General features: G+C 67.3%; 20 protein-coding genes. 9 read left to right on the forward strand and 11 right to left on the reverse strand.

From position 1 onward, the window contains the following. The first annotated feature begins 66 nt into the window (after window positions 1-66). The 3 genes from parC (at window position 67) to AC24R4_RS21795 (ending at window position 3,838) form a co-directional block, all read left to right on the forward strand. Entirely contained in the window at window positions 67-2,397 is a 2,331-nt protein-coding gene (gene parC / locus AC24R4_RS21785) for a DNA topoisomerase IV subunit A (RefSeq protein WP_400394465.1), read from the forward strand. A gap of 332 nt (window positions 2,398-2,729) precedes the next feature. After that, window positions 2,730-3,308, forward strand: coding sequence for a chromate transporter (locus tag AC24R4_RS21790; protein ID WP_400393439.1), 579 nt, complete (start codon window positions 2,730-2,732; stop codon window positions 3,306-3,308). Then, complete coding sequence (locus AC24R4_RS21795; protein ID WP_092594577.1) at window positions 3,308-3,838, forward strand: chromate transporter; 531 nt, start codon at window positions 3,308-3,310, stop codon at window positions 3,836-3,838. Before AC24R4_RS21790 ends, AC24R4_RS21795 begins: the two co-directional genes overlap by 1 nt. 72 nt (window positions 3,839-3,910) lie before the next feature. Here AC24R4_RS21795 and AC24R4_RS21800 read toward each other — a convergent pair whose 3' ends face one another. From AC24R4_RS21800 to AC24R4_RS21830, 7 genes are all read right to left on the reverse strand, one after another. After that, a complete protein-coding gene (locus AC24R4_RS21800) occupies window positions 3,911-4,555 on the reverse strand; it encodes a glutathione S-transferase family protein (RefSeq protein ID WP_400393441.1) in 645 nt (214 codons plus the stop codon). 38 nt (window positions 4,556-4,593) lie between these two features. Next, complete coding sequence (locus AC24R4_RS21805) at window positions 4,594-5,781, reverse strand: aminotransferase-like domain-containing protein (protein ID WP_400393437.1); 1,188 nt, start codon at window positions 5,779-5,781, stop codon at window positions 4,594-4,596. Between the two features lie 113 nt (window positions 5,782-5,894). Beyond that, window positions 5,895-6,347: a RidA family protein gene (locus AC24R4_RS21810; RefSeq protein WP_153945478.1), complete on the reverse strand. Its 453-nt coding sequence runs from the start codon at window positions 6,345-6,347 to the stop codon at window positions 5,895-5,897. A gap of 13 nt (window positions 6,348-6,360) precedes the next feature. Further along, window positions 6,361-7,332: a DMT family transporter gene (locus AC24R4_RS21815; RefSeq protein ID WP_400393435.1), complete on the reverse strand. Its 972-nt coding sequence runs from the start codon at window positions 7,330-7,332 to the stop codon at window positions 6,361-6,363. A 16-nt stretch (window positions 7,333-7,348) separates the two neighbouring features. Beyond that, a complete protein-coding gene (locus AC24R4_RS21820) occupies window positions 7,349-7,990 on the reverse strand; it encodes a LysE family translocator (protein ID WP_400393433.1) in 642 nt (213 codons plus the stop codon). After that, window positions 7,987-8,703, reverse strand: a complete 717-nt coding sequence (locus AC24R4_RS21825; protein ID WP_400393431.1) for an alanyl-tRNA editing protein — start codon at window positions 8,701-8,703, stop codon at window positions 7,987-7,989. Before AC24R4_RS21825 ends, AC24R4_RS21820 begins: the two co-directional genes overlap by 4 nt. 33 nt (window positions 8,704-8,736) lie before the next feature. Then, window positions 8,737-9,414 carry a VOC family protein gene (locus tag AC24R4_RS21830; protein WP_400393429.1) on the reverse strand — a complete coding sequence of 226 codons (678 nt, stop codon included), beginning with the start codon at window positions 9,412-9,414 and terminating at the stop codon, window positions 8,737-8,739. A gap of 84 nt (window positions 9,415-9,498) precedes the next feature. Here AC24R4_RS21830 and AC24R4_RS21835 point away from each other — a divergent pair, with 84 nt between their 5' ends. The 3 genes from AC24R4_RS21835 (at window position 9,499) to AC24R4_RS21845 (ending at window position 13,734) form a co-directional block, all read left to right on the forward strand. Beyond that, window positions 9,499-11,040, forward strand: coding sequence for an aminotransferase-like domain-containing protein (locus AC24R4_RS21835; protein WP_400393427.1), 1,542 nt, complete (start codon window positions 9,499-9,501; stop codon window positions 11,038-11,040). A 118-nt stretch (window positions 11,041-11,158) separates the two neighbouring features. After that, a complete protein-coding gene (gene htpG / locus AC24R4_RS21840) occupies window positions 11,159-13,060 on the forward strand; it encodes a molecular chaperone HtpG (protein WP_400393425.1) in 1,902 nt (633 codons plus the stop codon). Between the two features lie 179 nt (window positions 13,061-13,239). After that, window positions 13,240-13,734: a DNA-deoxyinosine glycosylase gene (locus tag AC24R4_RS21845; RefSeq protein WP_487523972.1), complete on the forward strand. Its 495-nt coding sequence runs from the start codon at window positions 13,240-13,242 to the stop codon at window positions 13,732-13,734. Window positions 13,735-13,746: 12 nt separating this feature from the next. On the opposite strand, the gene AC24R4_RS21850 is transcribed toward AC24R4_RS21845, so the two are convergent. The 3 genes from AC24R4_RS21850 to AC24R4_RS21860 all read right to left on the reverse strand — a co-directional run bounded on the left by AC24R4_RS21850 (window position 13,747) and on the right by AC24R4_RS21860 (window position 15,895). Beyond that, window positions 13,747-14,832 carry an SRPBCC domain-containing protein gene (locus AC24R4_RS21850; RefSeq protein ID WP_400396742.1) on the reverse strand — a complete coding sequence of 362 codons (1,086 nt, stop codon included), beginning with the start codon at window positions 14,830-14,832 and terminating at the stop codon, window positions 13,747-13,749. Further along, window positions 14,829-15,194 (reverse strand): ArsR/SmtB family transcription factor, encoded by a 366-nt coding sequence (locus AC24R4_RS21855; RefSeq protein WP_400396745.1) that lies wholly within the window; start codon window positions 15,192-15,194, stop codon window positions 14,829-14,831. The genes AC24R4_RS21850 and AC24R4_RS21855 overlap by 4 nt, the downstream gene beginning before the upstream one ends. A 191-nt stretch (window positions 15,195-15,385) precedes the next feature. Further along, entirely contained in the window at window positions 15,386-15,895 is a 510-nt protein-coding gene (locus AC24R4_RS21860) for a hypothetical protein (protein WP_487523608.1), read from the reverse strand. 147 nt (window positions 15,896-16,042) lie between these two features. Here AC24R4_RS21860 and AC24R4_RS21865 point away from each other — a divergent pair, with 147 nt between their 5' ends. Continuing rightward, window positions 16,043-16,816, forward strand: coding sequence for a tetratricopeptide repeat protein (locus AC24R4_RS21865; RefSeq protein WP_400395872.1), 774 nt, complete (start codon window positions 16,043-16,045; stop codon window positions 16,814-16,816). 29 nt (window positions 16,817-16,845) lie between these two features. Continuing rightward, window positions 16,846-17,727: a class I SAM-dependent methyltransferase gene (locus AC24R4_RS21870; RefSeq protein ID WP_400395871.1), complete on the forward strand. Its 882-nt coding sequence runs from the start codon at window positions 16,846-16,848 to the stop codon at window positions 17,725-17,727. A 136-nt stretch (window positions 17,728-17,863) separates the two neighbouring features. Here AC24R4_RS21870 and AC24R4_RS21875 read toward each other — a convergent pair whose 3' ends face one another. Then, window positions 17,864-19,450: an ABC transporter substrate-binding protein gene (locus AC24R4_RS21875; protein ID WP_400395869.1), complete on the reverse strand. Its 1,587-nt coding sequence runs from the start codon at window positions 19,448-19,450 to the stop codon at window positions 17,864-17,866. Between the two features lie 124 nt (window positions 19,451-19,574). Here AC24R4_RS21875 and trmB point away from each other — a divergent pair, with 124 nt between their 5' ends. Then, window positions 19,575-20,246 (forward strand): tRNA (guanine(46)-N(7))-methyltransferase TrmB, encoded by a 672-nt coding sequence (trmB, locus tag AC24R4_RS21880; RefSeq protein ID WP_487523609.1) that lies wholly within the window; start codon window positions 19,575-19,577, stop codon window positions 20,244-20,246. The last annotated feature ends 9 nt before the right edge of the window (window positions 20,247-20,255 follow it).

The following is a 20,255-nucleotide window of genomic DNA, read 5'->3' on the forward strand; positions in this document are numbered from 1 at the left end:
CCACGCTGACCGCAAACAAGCGGGATGTCCGGCGCCCGCGCCCGGCATGCCGAACCCTTGCCAACCATGGATCAAGCAGATACTACTTTTCGGCCCGAAGAGCCGGCCGATTCGCTGACGCTCGCGCGGTACGCCGAGCGCGCCTACCTGGATTACGCCGTGAGCGTGGTCAAGGGGCGCGCCCTGCCCGAAGTGGCGGACGGCCAGAAGCCCGTGCAGCGCCGCATTCTCTATGCGATGGCGGCCATGGGGCTGCGCGCCGACGCCAAGCCCGTGAAGTCGGCCCGCGTGGTCGGCGAGGTGCTCGGTAAATTCCACCCCCACGGCGACCAGTCGGCCTATGACGCGCTGGTGCGCCTGGCGCAGGACTTCTCGCTGCGCTATCCGCTGATCGACGGCCAGGGCAACTTTGGCTCGCGCGACGGCGACGGCGCGGCGGCCATGCGCTACACCGAAGCCCGCCTGACCCCGATCTCGCGCCTGCTGCTCGACGAGATCGACATGGGCACGGTGGACTTCCTGCCCAACTACGACGGTTCGGAAGAAGAGCCCAAGCTGTTGCCCGCGCGCCTGCCGTTCGTGCTGCTGAACGGCGCATCGGGCATTGCCGTGGGCATGGCGACCGAAATCCCGCCGCACAACCTGCGCGAGGTGGCTGGCGCGGCCGTGGCGATGATCCGCAACCCGAACATCTCGCTGGCCGAACTGCTGGCGATCCTGCCGGGCCCCGACTATCCGGGCGGCGGTCAGATCATCTCGCCCGCGTCGGAAATCGCCCAGATCTACGAGAACGGCCGCGGCAGCCTGAAGGTGCGCGCGCGCTGGACCATCGAGGAGATGGCGCGCGGCCAGTGGCAGCTGGTGGTGACCGAACTGCCGCCGAACACGTCGGCGCAGAAGGTGCTCGAGGAAATCGAGGAAATCACCAACCCGAAGATCCGCGCCGGCAAGAAGGCGCTGACGCCCGAGCAGACCCAGCTCAAGACCACGATGCTGGCCGTGCTGGACGCCGTGCGCGACGAATCGGGCAAGGACGCCCCGGTGCGCCTGGTGTTCGAGCCCAAGAGCAAGAACACCGACCAGCAGGAATTCATCCAGACGCTGCTGGCGCATACCAGCCTGGAGTCGGGCGCGCCGATCAACCTGGTGATGATCGGCACCGATGGGCGTCCGCGCCAGAAGGGCCTGCAGGAAATCCTGCGCGAGTGGATCGAATTCCGCTTCGCCACCGTCACGCGCCGCACGCGCTTCCAGCTGAACAAGGTGGAAGACCGCATCCATATCCTGGAAGGGCGGATGCTGGTGCTGCTGAACATCGACGAGGTGATCCGCATCATCCGCGAAAGCGACGACCCCAAGCCGGCGCTGATCGAGGCGTTCCGCCTGAGCGACCGGCAGGCCGAGGACATCCTGGAAATCCGCCTGCGCCAGCTGGCACGGCTGGAAGCGATCAAGATCGAACAGGAACTGGCGAAACTGCGAGACGAACAGGCCGAGCTGGACGTGCTGCTGAAGTCCGAGACCATGATGCGTCGCAAGATCATCAAGGAGATCGAGCAGGACGCCAAGCAGTACAGCCCCGAAGACAAGGACCCGCGCCGCACGCTGATCCAGGAAGCCACCCGCGCCGCGGCCGAAATGAAGGTGATCGACGAGCCGGTGACGGTGATCATGTCGGGCAAGGGCTGGGTGCGCACGCGCCAGGGCCACGGCCACGATCCGTCGCAGTTCACGTTCAAGGCGGGCGACAGCCTCTACGCCACGTTCGAGTGCCGCACGGTCGATACCATGCTGGCGTTCGGCAGCAATGGCCGGGTCTACTCGGTGGCCGTCTCCAGCCTGCCGGGCGGGCGCGGCGATGGCGTGCCGGTGACCACGCTGATCGACCTGGCCGCAGGCTCGCAGATCGCCCACACGTTCGCGGGCGGCGCCGAGCAGCGCATGCTGATTGCCACGGCCGGCGGCAATGGCTTTGTCACGAAGGTCGGCGACATGATCAGCCGCCAGAAGGGCGGCAAGGCGTTCATCACACTCGACGACGGCGACGCCATCCTGCAGCCGGCGCCGGTTGGCGACGAAGCCACGCATGTCGCGTGCTTCTCGGCCAATGGCCGCCTGCTGCTGGTGGGGCTGGACGAGGTCAAGGTGCTGTCGGCCGGCGGCCGCGGCGTGATCCTCATGGAACTGGAACCGAAGGAAGCCCTGGAACAGGCCGTGCCGGTGGGCGCGCCTGGCCTGATGATCTCGGGCACCGGCGTGCGCGGCGGCAAGCTGCCGCCTCAGAAGCTGGCCGGCAAGACGCTGCTGCCGTACGTGGGCAAGCGCGCCCGCAAGGGCAAGGCCATCGAGCCGCGCCTGAAGGATGTGAAGCTGGAGCCGGTGAAGGCGCCCGAGTAAGCGGACGCGCAAGGACTATCCCGGTCCGAACCCCCCCGGTCCGAACCCCTGCGGGTTCGCTCCCCTCTCCCGCACGCGGGAGAGGGGCCGGGGGAGAGGGCAGGCGGTTCAACTTGCCACGGGTCGGCAAGCAGAACCTCGACGCCCTCTCCCCCAACCCCTCTCCCATACATGGGCGAGGGGAGCCGGTCACCGGTCATCCAGGCTGCCATCGCCAACCGCGACCCCCTCTTGCCGTTTCGTGATGCCTCGGGCCCGCCCGGCGGCCAGTATCTGCCGTACCATGTCGGCACCCTGCCCATTCCGCACGGCAGGCGATCACCGTCACGGTCATGTCCTCCACGCCCCTGCTTGTCGAGCCGACGCTCGCCCCGCCTCCCAGCGCCCGTACCCTGTTTTTCGAGTTTGCCCGCATGGGGCTGTCCGGCTTCGGCGGCGTGCTGCCGTTCGTGCGGCGCTCGGTGGTGGAGCGCAACCGCTGGCTCGATGATCGCGATTTCGTCGAAATACTCAGTCTGGGACAGGTGCTGCCGGGGCCGAACGTCATCAATCTGGCGTTGATGCTAGGCCTGCGCTTCGCCGGCCTGCGCGGCGCCCTGGCGGCGTTCAGCGGGCTGGTGTTCGTGCCGATGGTGGTGGTGCTGTGCGCGATGGGCCTGTACCTGCGCTACCAGGACGTGCCGCAGGTGCGGCAGATGCTGGCCGGCATGACGGCCGTGGCGGCCGGGCTGGTGTTGTCGACGGGCGTGAAGCTGGCGCAGAGCCAGTCGCGTTCGGTGCGCGCCCTCGTTGTGGGCGTGGCCGCGTTCCTGGCCATCGGCTGGCTGCGCTGGCCGCTGCTGCCGGTCATGGCCGTGCTGGTGCCCGTGGCGCTGGTGCTGGAATACCGCGCCATGCGCAAGGGGGCATGATGGCATCGCCCGACATCCTGCGCGACCTGCTGGGCCACTTCGGCATGCTGTCGCTGCTGGCCGTGGGCGGCGGCGGCACGGTGATCCCCGACATGCACCGGTATCTGGTGGAAGCCAACCACTGGATGACCGACGAGCAGTTCGCCGCGCTCTACGCCATCTCGCAGGCATCGCCGGGGCCGAACATCCTGTTCGTGGCGCTGTTCGGCTGGCAGGTGGCCGGCGCGGGTGGCGCGTTCGCGTCGATGCTCGGCATCTGCGGCCCGTCCAGCGTGATCGCGCTGGGCTTCGAATACTTCGCCGGACGCGCGCCGCACGCGGTCTGGCCGGTGCTGATCAAGCGCGGCCTGTCGGCGCTGACCATCGGCCTGCTGATGTCCACGGGATGGGTGCTGGCCACCAGCGTCGACCATACCTGGACGGCCGTGGCGGTGACGCTGCTGACAGTGGGCCTGATGCTGAAGACGAAGATCCACCCGCTGCTGCTGGTGGCCCTCGGTGCGGGGGCGGGATTGCTGGGGCTGGTGTAGTGGTATGGCTCCCCGTTCCCGCGGTGTGGGAGAGGGGAGCGCATCACCACGGCGACAAGCAGGCGCAATGATCTACTTCAGCGGCAGCACCAGGATGCTCAGGGCCGCCGGGCGGGCACGCATGGCGGCAAGCCAGCGTTCCAGGTTGGGCCGTGGCGCATGCGGGACGGGCGTGCCCAACCAGCGATGCGCGGCGCAGGCCAGCGAGATGTCGGCCATCGTGAAACGGTCGCCGCCGATGAACTCGCGGTCCGCCAGCGCGGCGTCCAGCATCTGCGCCAGCGGCTCGGTGCGCTCGCACGACTTGTCGATCACGGCCTGGTCGCGCTGGTCTTCGGGCATGCGGACCATCTGCAGGAAGGCCTGCACCATGGCCGGGCTGAAGGTGGTGGTCTGCCAGTCCATCCAGCGGTCGGCCGACGCGCGCGCCTTGACGTCCGACGGCCACAGCGTGTCTTCGCCATAGCGAGCGCACAGGTAGCGCACGATCGCATTCGACTCCCACAGCACGAACGGCTCGCCGGCCACGTCGGTGTCGCGGAAATCCTCGATCACCGGGATCAGCCGGTTCGGATTCAGGCGGACGTATGCCTCGGCGTCAAGTTCGCCCTTGTGGTTGCCGATGTCGATGCGTTCGTGGTCCAGGTGCAGCTCGCGCGCGCACCAGACCACCTTCTGCACGTTGATCGACGACAGGCGGCCCCAGATGCGCAGCATGGTTTGCGGCTCTTCCAGATCCATGTCGACCATCATCCTCAGGCCGCGCGCGGTTGCGGGGCAGCCTTGGCGATGGCTTCGCGGAACAGCTCGCCCAGGATCGACACGCCCTGTTCGATGCGCTCAGGCGGCACCGTCACGAAGGCCAGGCGCAGCGTGTTCATGCGCGGGTTGCCGGCGTAGAACGGCGCCCCCGGCACATAGGCCACGTTGCGGCGCACGGCGTCTTCCAGGATGGCCATGCTGTTCAGGCCGTCCGGCAGTTCCACCCAGATGAACATGCCGCCTTCGGGCGCATTCCACGTCACGCCGGCCGGCATGTGGCGCTTGAGCGCGTCCAGCATGCAGGCGCACTGCTTGCCGTAGAGCGCGCGGATGGTCGGGATGTGGGTGTCCAGCAGGCCGTCCTTGACCGTCTCGTAGGCAATGCGCTGCGTGAAGGTCGGCGTGTGCAGGTCAGAGGCCTGCTTGGCCTGGCACAGCTTGAAGTGCAGGTCGGGCGGGGCGATCACGAAGCCCAGGCGCATGCCCGGCGCCAGGATCTTCGAGAACGAGCCCATGTAGATCACGCCGTCCGGGTTCATCGACAGCAGCGTCGGCAGCGTGTTGCCGGTGTAGCTCAGTTCACCGTACGGATCGTCTTCCACCAGCAGGATGCCCAGTTCCTGCGCGCGCTTGACCAGCGCCTGGCGGCGCTCCAGCGGCAGGCGGCGGCCCGTGGGGTTCTGGAAGTTCGGCAGCGCGTACAGGAAGCGCGCGTTGGCGGTCAGTTCGGCCGTCAGCGCCTCGGGGATCAGGCCGCGGTCGTCGGACGGGATCGACACGAATTCCGGCTCGAACAGCGAGAACGCCTGCAGCGCGCCCAGGTAGCTGGGCGTTTCCACCAGCACCGGGCTGCCCGGGTCGATCATGATCTTGGCGATCAGGTCCAGCGCCTGCTGCGAACCGGTGGTGATCAGCACACGCTCGACCCCCACGTTGTAGCGCCTGGCCACGAATTCGCGCAGCGGCAGGTAGCCTTCGGTGGCCGCGTACTGCAAGGCAGCCTGGGGGTTATCGGCGAATACACGGGCCACCGCCGCTTCCATGGCCGCTACCGGGAACGACGCCGGAGAGGGCAAGCCGCCGGCGAACGAAATGACTTCCGGACGCTCGGTGACTTTCAGGATTTCGCGGATGGCCGAGCTGGTCAGTTGCTGCGCCCGGCGGGAGATGGCCCATTTCATGATTGATCTCGTGGTGGGGGAATTCAGGCGCCGGGCCCGTGGGCCCGGCCATGTTTCTGGTCGTTCTGGTCAGTCTGGTCGGTCTGGTACGTCAGGTCAGGCAGGGGGCTGCCTCAGATCTCCACGATCATCTCGATCTCGACGCAGGCGCCCAGCGGAATCTGCGCCACGCCGAAGGCGCTGCGGGCGTGCTTGCCCTTCTCGCCGAACACTTCGACCAGGAATTCGGAGCAGCCGTTGGTGACCAGGTGCTGTTCGGTGAATTCCGGCGTGGAGTTCACCAGGCTCATCACCTTGACGACGCGCTTCACCTTGTTCAGGTCGCCGATATGGCCGTGCAGCGTAGCCAGCAGGTCGATGGCGATGCTGCGCGCGGCCTGCTGGCCGGCGGCGGTATCGATATCCTTGCCAAGCTTGCCAGCCCAGGGCTTGCCGTCGCGGCGGGCGATATGGCCCGACAGGAAGACGGTGTTGCCGGTGGTCGCGGCCATCACATAGGCAGCGGCCGGGGCGCCGGCGGTGGGCAGTTCCACGCCGAGTTTGGCAAGGGTGTCGTAGACGGACATGCGGTGACTCCTGTCAGTGAATGCGTCCTGGAAGAACGGGGGGCGTTTCTCCGGCCACGGCGGCCGGTGGCGCGGCGGGTGCGGTGTTGCGCACGGCGGCGCGTCGGCCCAGGGCCACCACGGCGATCACCGCGACTGCAAAAGCGACGGTGGCGGCATCGAGGGGCTCGGCCAGGATCACGGCGCCGCCCGCCAGCGTGAGGAACGGCTGGAGCAATTGTATCTGGCCTACGCGGGCCACGCCGCCTTTTGCAAGCCCGGCGTACCAGAACAGAAATCCGATGAACATCGAGAACACCGACACATAGGCCATGCCGGCCCACGCGCGCGGCGACGCGGCGGCAATGTCGTCCGCGTGCCCAACTGTCAGCCACGCCACCACCGGTACCAGCACCGGCAGCGACACCACCAGCGCCCAGGAAATCGTCTCCAGCCCGCCCAGTTCGCGCGACAGCTTGCCGCCTTCGGCATAGCCGAGTGCGCCCAGCACCACAGCCAGAAACAGGAACCAGTCGGCGTGCTGCAGCCCGCCCGCGCCCTGCCACAGGGCAAAGCCGACCACCAGCGCGCTGCCGGCCAGCGCCGACAGCCAGAAGCCGGCGGACGGGCGCTCGTTGCCGAACCAGGCCGCGAACACGGCCGTGGCCAGCGGCAGCAGGCCGATCACGATGGCGCCGTGCGCGGCCGGCACTTCGCGCATGGCCAGCGACGAAAACACCGGAAAGCCGACCACCACGCCCAGCGCGGTTACCGCCAGCCGCAGCCACTGGCGCCCGCGCGGGCGCTTCGACGGCGCCAGCGCGCCGCGCGCCGCCAGCAAGGCCAGGGCCAGCGCGGCCGCGACCACGGCCCGGGCCAGCGCCACGAACGTGGCATCCAGCTCGGCCACGGCCATGCGCGTGAACGGCAGCGTCTGGCTGAAGATGGCCACGCCGATAAAGCCCAGCAGCATGCCGCCGGAATGAGGGGAGGGGTTCTGGCTCATGGCAATCCCGGGAGCATCAGTGTGGGTGTGCGGCGGCCACGGCCATCCACAGGGCGGTCAGCGCCAGTGCCAGCCCCATCGCACCGTTGAACCAGCGCACGCGGTTGCCCTGCATCAGCCACTGCCGCAGGGACGCGCCCAGCACGCCATAGGCGCCGTTGCTGAAGAAGCCGAAGGTGGCGAACAGCGTGCTGACCAGCAGCACGCGCTGGCCCAGCGATGGCGCGTTATCCATATAGGACGCGGCCACGGCCAGCGCCATCATCCACGCCTTGATGTTGGCGAATTGCATGGCGATCGATTGCCAGACGTTCATCGGCTTGAGCACGTTCTTTTCGGTCAGCGACGTGCTGCGCGCGATACGCAGCGCCAGCCAGAGCAGGTACAGCACGCCCACCACGCGGATGGCCGCCGCCAGCATCGGGCTGGCCAGGATCAGCGCGCCCACGCCGGTGGCGCACAGCGCGATGATGCTGGCGAAGCCCACCGACACGCCGATGCAATGCGGCAAGGTGGCGCGCAGGCCGAAATTGGCGCCGGTCACGGCCGCCACGGTGGTGTTCGGGCCGGGCGTGAAGGCGCCCACGGCCAGCAGCGTCACCAAGGCCAGGAACTGGGCCATCGACAGGCCCGTGAGCCAGGTTTCCACGCCGGTCATGCGAAATTGACGACCACGCGCCGGTTGGTGCGGCTTTTCTTCTCGATCTTGGTCACCACCATCGCGCCAATCTCGCCGGTGTTGGCCACGTGCGTGCCGCCGCAGGGCTGGCGGTCCACGCCGGGGATGTCGACGATGCGGATGGTCGACGTGCCGGCCGGCGGCGCGGCACCGATGGTGCGCACCAGGTCGGGCTGGGCGGCCAGTTGCTCGGGCGTGATGCGGTCGATGTTGACCGGCGTCTTCGCGTCGATCAGCGCATTGAGCTGTGCGGTCAGCGCCGCCTTGTCGAGCGTCGATTCGGGCAGGTCGAAGTCGATGCGCGCCGAATCGGGCGAGATGCTGCAGCCGGTGACCGGCACCGGGATCAGTGACCCCAGCAGGTGCAGGCAGGTATGCAGGCGCATGAGCCGGTGGCGGCGCGCCCAGTCGATCCTGACCTCCACGCGGTCGCCCACGGCCAGCGCGGGCGCATCCGGGGCGGGCACGTGCAGGATGCGGGTGCGGTCATCGGCGTAGACCGTATCGGCCAGCGCCACCACCGGGCCGTCGGCGGTATGCAGCGTGCCGGTGTCGCCGGCCTGCCCGCCGCTGCGTGCGTAGCACACGGTCTGGTCCAGTTCGATGCCCGCGTCGCTCACCGCCACCACGGTGGCCTGGCAGTGATCGAGATACGCGTCGTCGTCGAAACGCTTGGCGGTGGTGGCGGACATCGGGGGCTCCTTGGGTGTGTCTTGTCTTGGGGTTCAGCGCAGGGTCTTGATGCCCGCTGGGGTGTCGATGTCGGCCGTCAGCAGCGGCGGCCCATCGGTCTGGTCGATCTCGATCAGGTGCGCGGCGCCAAGCCACGCCAGCCCCTGCCGCAGCAGTTCCGCATGCGGATGCTGGCCGCGCAGCCGGCGCAGAGCCAGGTCCTGGCGCGGCAGGCTGACGCCGGGGTGGTTGGTCACGTCCCACTGGATCAGCGTCGGGAACAGGCCATCGCCGGCGCTGGCGGCCTCGCCATGCCACGCGGGCAGGCTGCCGTCGTCGGGCACGGTCAGGCGCCAGTGCAGCGCGCCGCGATCCATCGGGATGGCCGGGGCGATGCGGTCCGGGTACTGCGATTGCCAGCGCGACAGGTCGGTGGGGCGCTCCACGCGGGCCGCCCAGTGCGCCAGGAACGGGCCGTCGCGCAGCCGTTGCTGGATCAGGTCGCTGTCCAGCCCGAACCAGCGCGGGCGGTGGGGGGCCGGCGCGGCCGGGTCGATCGCGATCACTTCGAGGTACATCCCGCCACACAGCCCCAGCACGCGGTTGTGCGTGCCCATGCGCGGATGGGCGCCGCCGCCTTGCGGGGCGATGCCAAGCAGGTTGGCGACATGCTCGGCGCCCGACGCCAGGTCGGGGGCGGCAATCACGAGGTGGTCAATGGCGAGTTTCATCGTTGGTTGATGGTAGTCAAGCTTGTCGGTACAGTACCGATACAGTTCAGCAAATCGTCTTCAGTACAGTTGCGGAAGCGCCACATGGAAGGCAGCCAGAAGAATCGCCAGGGCGGCAATGATAGTGCCTCGAATGTCACTTCGGGCGGCGGTACGCGCCCGCTGCGGCTGGTGATGCCGGCCGCCGGCCATCCCCAACTGCCCGATCCCATACCGTCCGCCCAGATGACGCTGGTGGAGCAGCTGACCGAATGGGCGCGGCTGCGCATCGACGAGCGGGTGTTCCGGGCGGGCATGCGGATGCCGTCGATCCGCCAGCTGGCGTCGGAAAAAGGCATCTCGCGCTTTACCGTGGTGGAAGCCTACGAGCGTCTGGTGGCCCTGGGCTACCTGGAATCGCGCCGGGGGTCGGGGTTCTATGTGCGCGACCGCGTGCCGCATCCGGCGGCGGCGCCGCTGGCGTCCCCGTCCATCCGCAATGTGGACGTCACCTGGCTGCTGCGCAGCATGTTCCACTCGGCCGAGAGCCACAAGGCACCGGGCTGGGGGTTTCTGCCCACCGAATGGCTCGATGGCGAGCTGCTGTCCGGCGCCATGCGCAGCCTGGGGCGCCAGCCGGGCGGCCATTTCCTGTCCAGCGGCACCCCGATGGGCTTCCTGCCGCTGCGGCAGCAACTGCGCACCCGGCTGGAGGAACTGGAAATCGGCGTCACGCCGGACCAGATCGTGATGACCTCGGGCATCACGCAGGCCTTCGACCTGATCGCGCGTCAGTTCCTGCATCCGGGCGATACCGTGGTGGTCGGCGACCCGGCCTGGTTCGTGATGTTTGCCCGCTTTGCCACGCAGGGCGCCAATGTGATCGGCGTGCCCTACACGGCCGATGGCCCCGACCTGGAGGCGCTGGAGCGCATCGCACAGGCGCACCAGCCCAAGCTGGTGGTGGTCAATTCGGTGCTGCACAACCCCACGGGCACGTCGCTGTCCGCCGCGCGGGCGTTCCGGCTGCTGCAACTGGCCGAGCAGTACGGCTTCACGATCGTCGAGGACGACATCTATTGCGACCTGTGCCCGCCCGGCCATGCGGCCACGCGGCTGGCCAGCCTGGACCAGCTCCGGCGGGTGATCTACCTGGGCAGTTTTTCCAAGACGCTGGCCGCCAACCTGCGCGTGGGCTTTATTGCCGCCAGCCCGGAACTGGCCGTGACCCTGACCGACAGCAAACTGGTGACGGGCATGGCCACGCCCGAAATCAACGAGCGTGTGGTCTACAAGGTGCTGACCGAGGGGCACTACCGCAAGCACACCGAGCGCGTGCGGGTGCGGCTGGACCGTGCCCGCGACGCGACGCGCGAGCAGCTCGAGCGGCTGGGCCTGCGCATCTTCCCGGGCCAGGTGGCCGGCATGTACCTGTGGGCCGATACCGGCGTGGATACCAATGTCATTGCGACGGCTGGCCACGAGGAAGGCTACCTGTTCGCGCCGGGCAGCCTGTTTTCGCCGTCGCAGATGCCGTCCACCTGGACCCGCTTCAATGTGGCCAGCAGCACCGATCCGGGCATGCTGCGCTTCCTGGCCGGCCAGATGGAGCGCCTGTCCGGTCTGCCGGCCGGCTCCGGCGCCTGATCCACCGGGCGGGGGCTTGAAATCGCCCCCTCCCGTCCCTATTTCCTGCGCCATCGACCCGCTCCGGATACACGGGGCTGGGCACCTTGCTCATAGATCCGTTTTCAAGAGGAGAACCATGACCGCACCGCACGAGACGATGAGCTTCCAGGCGGAAGTGAAGCAGTTGCTGCACCTGATGATCCACTCGCTGTACAGCAACAAGGAAATCTTCCTGCGCGAGCTGATATCGAACGCTTCGGACGCCACCGACAAGCTGCGCTTCGAGGCGATTGCGAATCCGGCCCTGCTGGAAAACGACGCCGACCTGGCGATCCGCATCGAAGCCGACCCGGCCGCCCGCACGCTGAAGATCACCGACAACGGCATCGGCATGAGCCGTGACGAGGCGATCCGCAACCTGGGCACCATCGCCCGTTCGGGCACCAAGGAATTCTTCCAGCAACTGTCGGGCGACCAGCAGAAGGACGCCGCGCTGATCGGTCAGTTCGGCGTGGGCTTCTACTCGGCCTTTATCGTCGCGGACAAGGTCACCGTGGAAACGCGCCGCGCCGGCCTGGCCGCCAACGAAGCCGTGCGCTGGGAAAGCGCCGGCGATGGCGAATTTACGATCGATGCGATCGACCGCGCCGAGCGCGGCACCACGATCACGCTGCATCTGCGCGAAGGCGAGGACGATTTCCTGTCGTCGTACCGCCTGCAACACATCATCCGCAAATATTCGGACCACATCTCGCTGCCGATCCGCATGCCCAAGGAGCAGTGGGATGCCGAGGCCCAGCAGCAGAAGCCCACGGGCGAGTGGGAAAGCGTGAACCAGGCCAGCGCGCTGTGGACCCGCAACAAGTCCGATATTTCCGACGAGCAGTACCAGGCGTTCTACCAGCACATTGCGCACGATCACGAGGCGCCGCTGGCCTGGACGCACAACCGCGTGGAAGGCCGCAGCGAGTACACCCAGCTGCTGTACATCCCGGCCCGCGCGCCGTTCGACCTGTGGGACCGCAACCGCAAGGCCGGCCTGAAGCTGTACGTGAAGCGCGTGTTCATCATGGACGACGCCGACCAGCTGCTGCCGTCGTACTTGCGCTGGGTCAAGGGCGTGGTGGATTCGGCCGACCTGCCGCTGAACGTGTCGCGCGAACTGCTGCAGGAAAGCCGCGACGTGAAGGCCATCCGCGAAGGCTGCACCAAGCGCGTGCTGTCGATGCTGGAGGCCCTGGCCGACAGCGAGGACGAAGCCGATCGCGCCAAGTACAAGACGTTCTGGGAACAGTTCGGCCAGGTGCTCAAGGAGGGTATGGGCGAGGACCACGCCAACGCCGAGCGCATCGCCAGGCTGCTGCGCTTTGCCACGACCCACAACGGCACGGCCGAGCAGTCGGTGTCGCTGGGTGACTACGTGGGCCGCATGAAGGAAGGCCAGGACAAGATCTACTACGTCACGGCCGATACGTGGGCCGCGGCCAAGTCGAGCCCGCATCTGGAAGTGTTCCGCAAGAAGGGCATCGAGGTCGTGCTGCTGACCGAACGCGTGGACGAATGGATGCTGTCGTACCTGCACGAGTTCGACGGCAAGGAACTGGTGTCCGTGGCCCGCGGCGACCTGGACCTGGGCGCGCTGGCCGACGAGGCCGAGAAGGCCGAGCAGGAAAAGGCGGCCACCGAATGGAAGGACGTGGTGGAACGCGCGAAGGCCGTGCTGGAAGGCAAGGCCAAGGACGTGCGCGTGACGCTGCGCCTGACCGATTCGGCGTCGTGCCTGGTGTCCGACGAGGGCGACATGAGCGGCTATCTGCAACGCCTGCTGAAGCAGGCCGGCCAGAAGGCGCCCGATGCGCAGCCGATCCTGGAACTGAACCCCGAGCACGCGCTGGTGAAGAAGCTGCGCGACCTGCCCGAAGGCGATGGCTTCACCGACCGCGTGTTCGTGCTGTTCGACCAGGCCCTGCTGGCCGAGGGCGGCATGCTCGACGACGCGGCAGCCTATGTGCAGCGGGTGAACCGCCTGCTGGCCTGATCCCTGCGCGGTCGTGGTTTGACGCGCTGGCCCTCTCCCCCGGCCCCTCTCCCGCAGGCGGGAGAGGGGAGCACACCGAAGGCATCCTCAAGTGCTCGTGGTGGTTTTCTCCCCTCTCCCGCGAGCGGGAGAGGGGCGGGGGAGAGGGCGGGCCGCTCCATGTCTCACCACGCTGAATGATGACCACCAAACGCTGCTTCCCTCCGGTCGTCGACCCGCACACCCGCGTGCTGGTGCTCGGCAGCCTGCCGGGCGAAGTCTCCCTGGCTCAATCCCAGTACTACGCCCACAAGCAGAACCGCTTCTGGCACCTGATGAGCGACGTGCTGGGCGTGGACCTGGTCAGCCTGGATTACGACAGCCGGCTGGCCACGCTACGCCGGCACCGCGTGGGCCTGTGGGACGTGGTGGCCGAGGCGCGCCGCGAAGGCAGCCTCGACAGCAGCATCCGCGATCACCAGGGCAACGACCTGATCGGCCTGATCGCCACCCTGCCGAATCTGCGGGCGATTGCCTTCAACGGCGGCACCGCGGCAAAGATCGGCGAAAAGGCGCTGGCCGGACATGGCGACCCGCACGCCATCGTCAAACTGCCATCCAGCAGCCCCGCCTACACGCTGGCGTATGCGCAGAAGCTGATTGCGTGGCAGGCGCTGCGCGAGTGGCTGGCCTAGTGCGCTAGGCGGTTATTCAAACTTTGGCTGCGTCGCCGCATAGCTGGGCCGCGCACGCATGACGGCATGGCCGCGCCGGATATTCGGTCGCGTCTCCAGCAGCGCCTGGCTTTCCGGAAACATCCCCAGATACTCGACGATCGGCGCGAAGAACAGGTCGGCCATCGACAACGCATTGCCTACCAGGAAATCCCGGCCACCGTAAGCCTGTTCCAGCGCATCTAGCTGTTTGGCCATTTCCGGCACGGCGGCGTCGATGGTCTGGCGGTCGGGCTGGCCGTTTTCACCCTTTGGAAACACGTACTGCAGCACGTAGCGGCGCACCATCGTGTCGTAGGCGTGGCAGTTGATCAGGCTGATCCATTGCTCGCAGCGCGCGCGGGCGGTGGGGCCGGTCTGCGGAATCAGGTTGGTGCCGCCGAAGACCTCGTTGATATAGCTCAGGATGGCCCGGGTTTCGTAGAACGCGATCGGGCCGTCGGCGAAGGCCGGAATGCGGCCGAACGGGTTATGGGCCAGCAACGCCTCGTCGCGCGGCGTGACCGGGTCCAGCTTGTAACGCAGCCCCTTCTCTTCCAGCGCCAGGCGCACGGTGCGCACATAGGTGCTGCGGGCGTCGCCGTAGACGGTCAGCGTGCCGGCGCTGCCCTCCGGGTCCAGGTAATCGACGAGGTTGTTGAACACCGACTGCCAGCCGCTGACATGGGCATCGCGCATCGCCGTATCGGGGAAGCCGCTGTGCCGCATATGCATGTGGGTGCCGCCGTCCCTGTCGGTCAGCGTCACCTCGATCAGCGTGCGCAGGCCGGCCGGCAGTTCGGCGCCGCCTTCCCATTCCCACGTGTACGCCAGGAAGTTGGCCCGGTCGAGCGTCTGGTACTGGCCGTTGACGATGTGCTGCTCGCCGTCCCGGGCGCCGATCACCAGCCGGTATGCCCCGCCTACCCGGGCATCGGCACGCGCTTCGAGCACGGTCATGCCGCGCGGGCAATGCCAGGTGGCCAGCGCGGCCTGGTCGGTGAAGGCATCGAACACGCGCTCGCGCGGGGCGCGGATCTGACGGGTCATTTCCAGATGAAAGGTCGCGGCTTCGCTCATGACTTGTTCCCCTGCTTCGTTGTGACATCGGTGTCGGATTGCGCCTGCTCGACAAAAGCCACCAGCCTGTCGAGGTTGTCTTCCCAGTGCCGCCGGTAGGTCTCCAGCCAGCCGTGCGCATCGCGCAGCGCGCCCGGCCGCAGATGGCAGATGCGCCAGCGTGCATTGACCTCACGCTCGATCAGCCCGGCATCGGCCAGCACGCGCAGATGCCGGGAAATGGCCGGCGCCGACATGTCGAACGGCCGCGCCAATTCGCTGACAGGCGCCTCGCCTTGCGCCAGCCGCGCCAGAATCGCGCGCCGCGTGGGATCGGCCAGCGCGGCAAACACGGATGAAAGGGGATCGGTCACATTGGGCATGTGGTCATTTAACGCATTGGTTAAATGAAGATCAAGCGGTGTTACAACTCGGTTTGCCGGGCAAGCGGCGGTGCGCGGGCGGCCGGAACGGCGAGGGATCGGGGGAGGGAGAGGGAGGGAAAAGCGTCCGGCCGGAACACCAGTTCCGGCCGGAACGTCGGGCCTCTCGAAGAGAGAAAAGATGCGGCCGTTCAGGCCGTCGTATTGACGTTGTTGCCGGTGCTGGTGCCCGTGGCTTGCTTGTAGGCCTCGGTCAGCTTGGCCATGGCTTCGGACAGGGCGGCCTGGGTGGCCGTCGCGCCGGCTTGCAGCGTGGCCACCGTGGTGGCCTTGGTCTGGTCGTCGGTCGGGGCGGCCTGGGCGGCCTGAATTTGGGCCATCTGGGCGGCCAGTTGCTTCTGCAGGGCTTCGATCTGCTGCTTCAGGGCCTTGATCACGGCCGATTCGCTGTCGTCGCTGCTGCCTTGCGCGTCGGCTGCGCCGCCGGGCTTGCCCGCGCCAGCCGGGCCCGCGATGCGGCCGCCGGCGTTGGACGACGAGGCGGAGCCCGAAGCCGATGCGCCCTGGGAGGCGCCGGTGGCCTGGCCGTCGCCAGTCTGCGCGGCGGTGTCTTCGGTGGGTTGCGTGAAGCGGCGGGTGTTGGTGACCGTCGCGTCACTGGCCACCATGACCTGAGGGGTAACGCTGCTGATGGTTGTCATTGTTGGAGTCCGATCGAAGAGAGAGCCCACATCCTTCTTCGGCCATTCATCGTGAAAACTTTAGCGATGCGGGCGCGGTCTGATCGGCATCTGTCACAATCGCGGCTGTCCGGCGTATCGGACGCCCCCGCACCTTACTGGATTCCCATGTTGTCTTCGCTCGGTTTCGGCGGTATTGGCGGCATCGGCCTGCATGTCATCGTGGCGATCTTCTTTGCCGTGCATGCCGTCCGCACCCACCAGAACATGTACTGGCTGCTGTTGCTGTTCCTCTTCCCGGGGCTCGGCAGCGTTGTCTATTTCTTTGCGATCTACCTGCCGGGCCTGCGCCAGACCCGCGGTGCGCAGGTGGCCAGGCGCGCCATCGGCCAGATCGTCGACCCGGGCCGCGCCGTGCGGGAGGCCCGCCAGGCGTTCGACCGCGCGCCGACTGTCGACCATCGCATGCGCCTGGGGGCTGCGCTGCTCAATGCAGGCCATCCGGCCGAGGCGCTGGAGCACTACGAAGCCGCGGCCAATGGCCCGTTTGCCTCCGACCCGGCGCTGCTGGAAGGGCTGGCCCGCGCGCAACTGGCCACGGGCCGTCATGCCGAGGCCCAGGTCACGCTGGAAAAGCTGTTCGCGGGCAATCCCCGTGCGCGCGAACAAGCCGATCCGTCGCTGCTCTACGCCCAGGCACTGGCCGCGCAGGGTGCGCCCGGCACGCGCGATGCCTTCGAGCGCGCGCTGACCAATGCCAGCGACGTGGCCGCGCGCTGCCTGTTCGCCGACTGGCTGGCGAAGCAGCCCGATGCGGCCGACCGCGAGCGCGCGAAGTCGCTGTATTCCGAAATCGTTCATGACGCGCGCCACTGGCCGCGTCATGCCCGCGAACACAATCGCGAATGGCTGCAGCGTGCGCAAGCCGCGCTGGGCCAATGATCCGCGCCCTGGGCGCAATTCTTTCTTCCATGACGCTTCTGAAACGCAAATCGATCGAGGCGGTGGCCTCGCGCCGCCCCGCACGCGGCAACCGTGAGTCCTCGCGCAAGAACCTTTCCAAGGACGCCGACGAAAAGCGCATGACGCCGCGCTTTGCGCCGGTGACGTTTTCCGAGATGGACGGGGTGCGCTACCTGCATTTCGGTACCGAGTGGGTGCAGGGCGCCATGCGCCTGCGCAAGCCCGAAGCCATCGAACTGGAATACGCGCAGCAGATGATGGCCTGGCTGCTGTTCCAGTCGCCGTCGTCGGCCGATTTCCATGTGGCGCAGCTGGGCCTGGGCGCGGCGGCGCTGACCAAGTTCTGCCATCGCCATTTCGCCAAGGCAAAGGTGACGGCTGTCGAACTGAACCCGGCCGTGATCGTGGCGGGCCGGAGCATGTTCGGCCTGCGCGAGGACGATGCGCGGCTGACCGTGCGCGAGCAGGACGCCTGGGATTTCGTGATGGATGGCGCCAATACCGCCGCCATCGACGCGCTGCAGGTGGACCTGTACGACGCCACGGCACGTGGGCCGGTGCTGGACACCACGGCGTTCTACCGTGCCTGCCGCCGTGTGCTGAAGGCGCCCGGCGTGATGACCATCAACCTGTTCGGCGACCACGACAGCTTCCCGAAGAACATCGAACGGATTTGCGACGCCTTCGACAATCGCGTGCTGGTGTTCCCGGAGGTGCACGACGGCAACATCATCGCGCTGGCGTTCAACGGCCCGCCAATCGATGTGTCATGGCAAACGCTGGAAGCCAGGGCCGATGTGGTCGAGGCTTCGACCCGCCTGCCGGCCCGGGATTGGGTCAGGAAACTGCGCGCGGCGAATGCGCGGCAGGAAGAACGGCTGGTGATCTGAGGGAAGGCTGCGCTCTCCCACGTTGGGTCGGGGGAGAGGGCCGGCGGTTCAATCTACGACAAGTCGCAACGTGACCCTCAACGCCCTCTCCCCCAGCCCCTCTCCCGCCAGGCTGGAGAGGGGAGCAAAGCGTCTCTCACTCCTTGTGGAAGAACTGCGCCAGCGACCATTCGTCGGTGCGCGCCTCGTACTTCAGGCCCTTGCGCATGGCCCACATCGCCAGCTGGCTGTGCGACGGGATGATCGCGTGGTCTTCCAGCGCGAATTTCGCGGCCGTGCGGGCGTTCTGCTCGCGGTCCTTGTCGCTCGACACCGTGGTCAGCGATTTCTCGATCAGCTGATCCAGCTTCGGATTGCTGTACTTGCCCCAGTTCCACGTGCCATAGCCGGTCTTCGGGTTTGGCGTGCCGGTGATCGAGCGTAGCGCGACGTCGGCGGCGGCCGAGCCCCAGCCCAGCATCTCGAACGCGAAATCCCCCTGGCGCGCGCGCGTGAAGTAGGCGGCCACGGGCAGCGTTTCGACCTTGGTCTGGATGCCGATGCGCGTCAGCATGCCGGCGGTGGCCTGCGCCACCTGGGCGTCGTTCAGGTAGCGATTGTTGGTGGCGTGCAGCGTCAGCGCGAAGCCATCCGGATAGCCGGCCTCGGCCAGCAGCTTCTTCGCGCCTTCCACGTCATAGGCGTCGGGCCTGGTGCCCGGATGGCCGAAGATCTGCGGCGAGACGATCGACGACGCCGGCACCGCCAAGCCTTCCATGATGCGGCTGACGATGGCATCGCGGTTTAGCGCCTTGCTGATCGCGGCGCGCACACGGACATCCTTGAACGGGTTCTTGCCCAGCGGCTTGCCGGCCTTGTCGGTGACGAACGGCGGGTTGTCGCGCGACTGGTCCATCTGCCAGAAGATGGTGCGCCACGACGTGGTCTGCTCAATCTTGAACTTCGGATTTTGCTTAAGTTTGGCGACGTCCGCGGCCGGAATGCTCTCGATGACATCGACATCGCCCGCCAGCAGCGCGGCGGTGCGCGCGCCGTTGTCGGTCAGGATGCGGAAGATGGCGCGGTCGAATTCCGGCTTCGGGCCCCAGTAGTCGGGGTTGCGCTGCATCACGATTTCTTGGCCCCGCGCGAAGCGCACGAACTTGTACGGCCCGGTGCCGATCATGGCCTTGCCCGAGTCGAAGTCGGCCTGGCTCAGATCCGCGGCCATCTTCTTCGGCATGATCGGCACGCTGTTCAGATCGTTGGCCAGATTGGCGTAGTTCGGCACATTCATCGTCAGGCGCACCGTCAGCGCGTCGGGCGTGTCGATGCGGGCAATCGGCTTGGTGTAGCTGGTGAACGAGCCCGGGGCGTTGGTCAGCTTCTCGGGGCGTTCCAGCGACGCCTTGACGTCTTCGCTCGTGAACGGCGAACCGTCGTGCCACTTCACGTTGGGACGCAGCTTGATTTCCCAGGTGATGGCGTTGACCGGCTTCCAGGACAGCGCCAGGCCGGGAATGTAGCGGGCGTTCTTGTCCATGAACACCAGCGACTCGAAGATATGAAGCGCGATGGCGTTGTTGGGGCCCGCGTTGTTCCAGTGGGGGTCCATCGACGTGACGTCGGCGGCCAGGCCGATGCGCAGGTCTTCCGCGTGGGCGGCGTGGATGGGGACCAGCGTCAGCGCGGCGGCGCTCAGCGCCATCGAAAGGGATGCTTGCAGCAGCGTGCGGCGGATCATGAGTGGGCTCCTCGTACGGTGTTGGCCGCTATTGTGCCGTCAAATGTACTTCCATGTCCGATCCCTCCGCGACGGGTGCGGTGCGGATGCCGGGCGGGGCAGGGCGCCCGGTACAATCGCGACCATGTTTGCCAATTCCCGCACCATTTCATCGGCGCAGACCGATATTCATGAGCATCTGGCGGCGCGCGTCCAGCGTCATCTGGCCGAGCCGTTCCGCAAGCCCATCGGCGCACCGAGCCAACAGGCGTTTGATGCGGCCATGGAAGCCTGGCAGCATGCCGGCGGCAAGCCGCTGATCATCGATGCCGGCTGCGGCATCGGCGAGAGCACGCTGCGGCTGGCCACGGCGTTTCCCGACCACTACGTGATCGGCATCGACCAGTCGGAAAAGCGATTAACCGCGGGCAAGGACTGGTGGGATGCCGAGATGCCGGTGAATTATCACTGGGCGCGTGCCGATCTGGTCGATTTCTGGCGCCTGCTGCAGCAGGGCGGCGTGCAGGTGGCGCGGCACTATGTGCTGTATCCGAACCCATGGCCGAAGATTGGCCACCTGGGCCGGCGCTGGCAGGGGCACGCGGTGTTTCCCGCGCTGGCCGCCTGCGGCGACTACCTGGAGTGCCGCAGCAACTGGAAGATCTATATCGACGAATTCGCGGCGGCGCTGACGCTGGTCGGACGCCCGGCCCAGACCGAAGCCTGGCAGCCGGAAACCCCGATGACCCCGTTCGAGCGCAAGTATGGTGCGTCGGGGCATGGACTCTGGCGCTGCACCAGCTTGCGGCCGGCATGAAAAAAACCC

The organism is Cupriavidus sp. CER-90, from assembly GCF_057652055.1.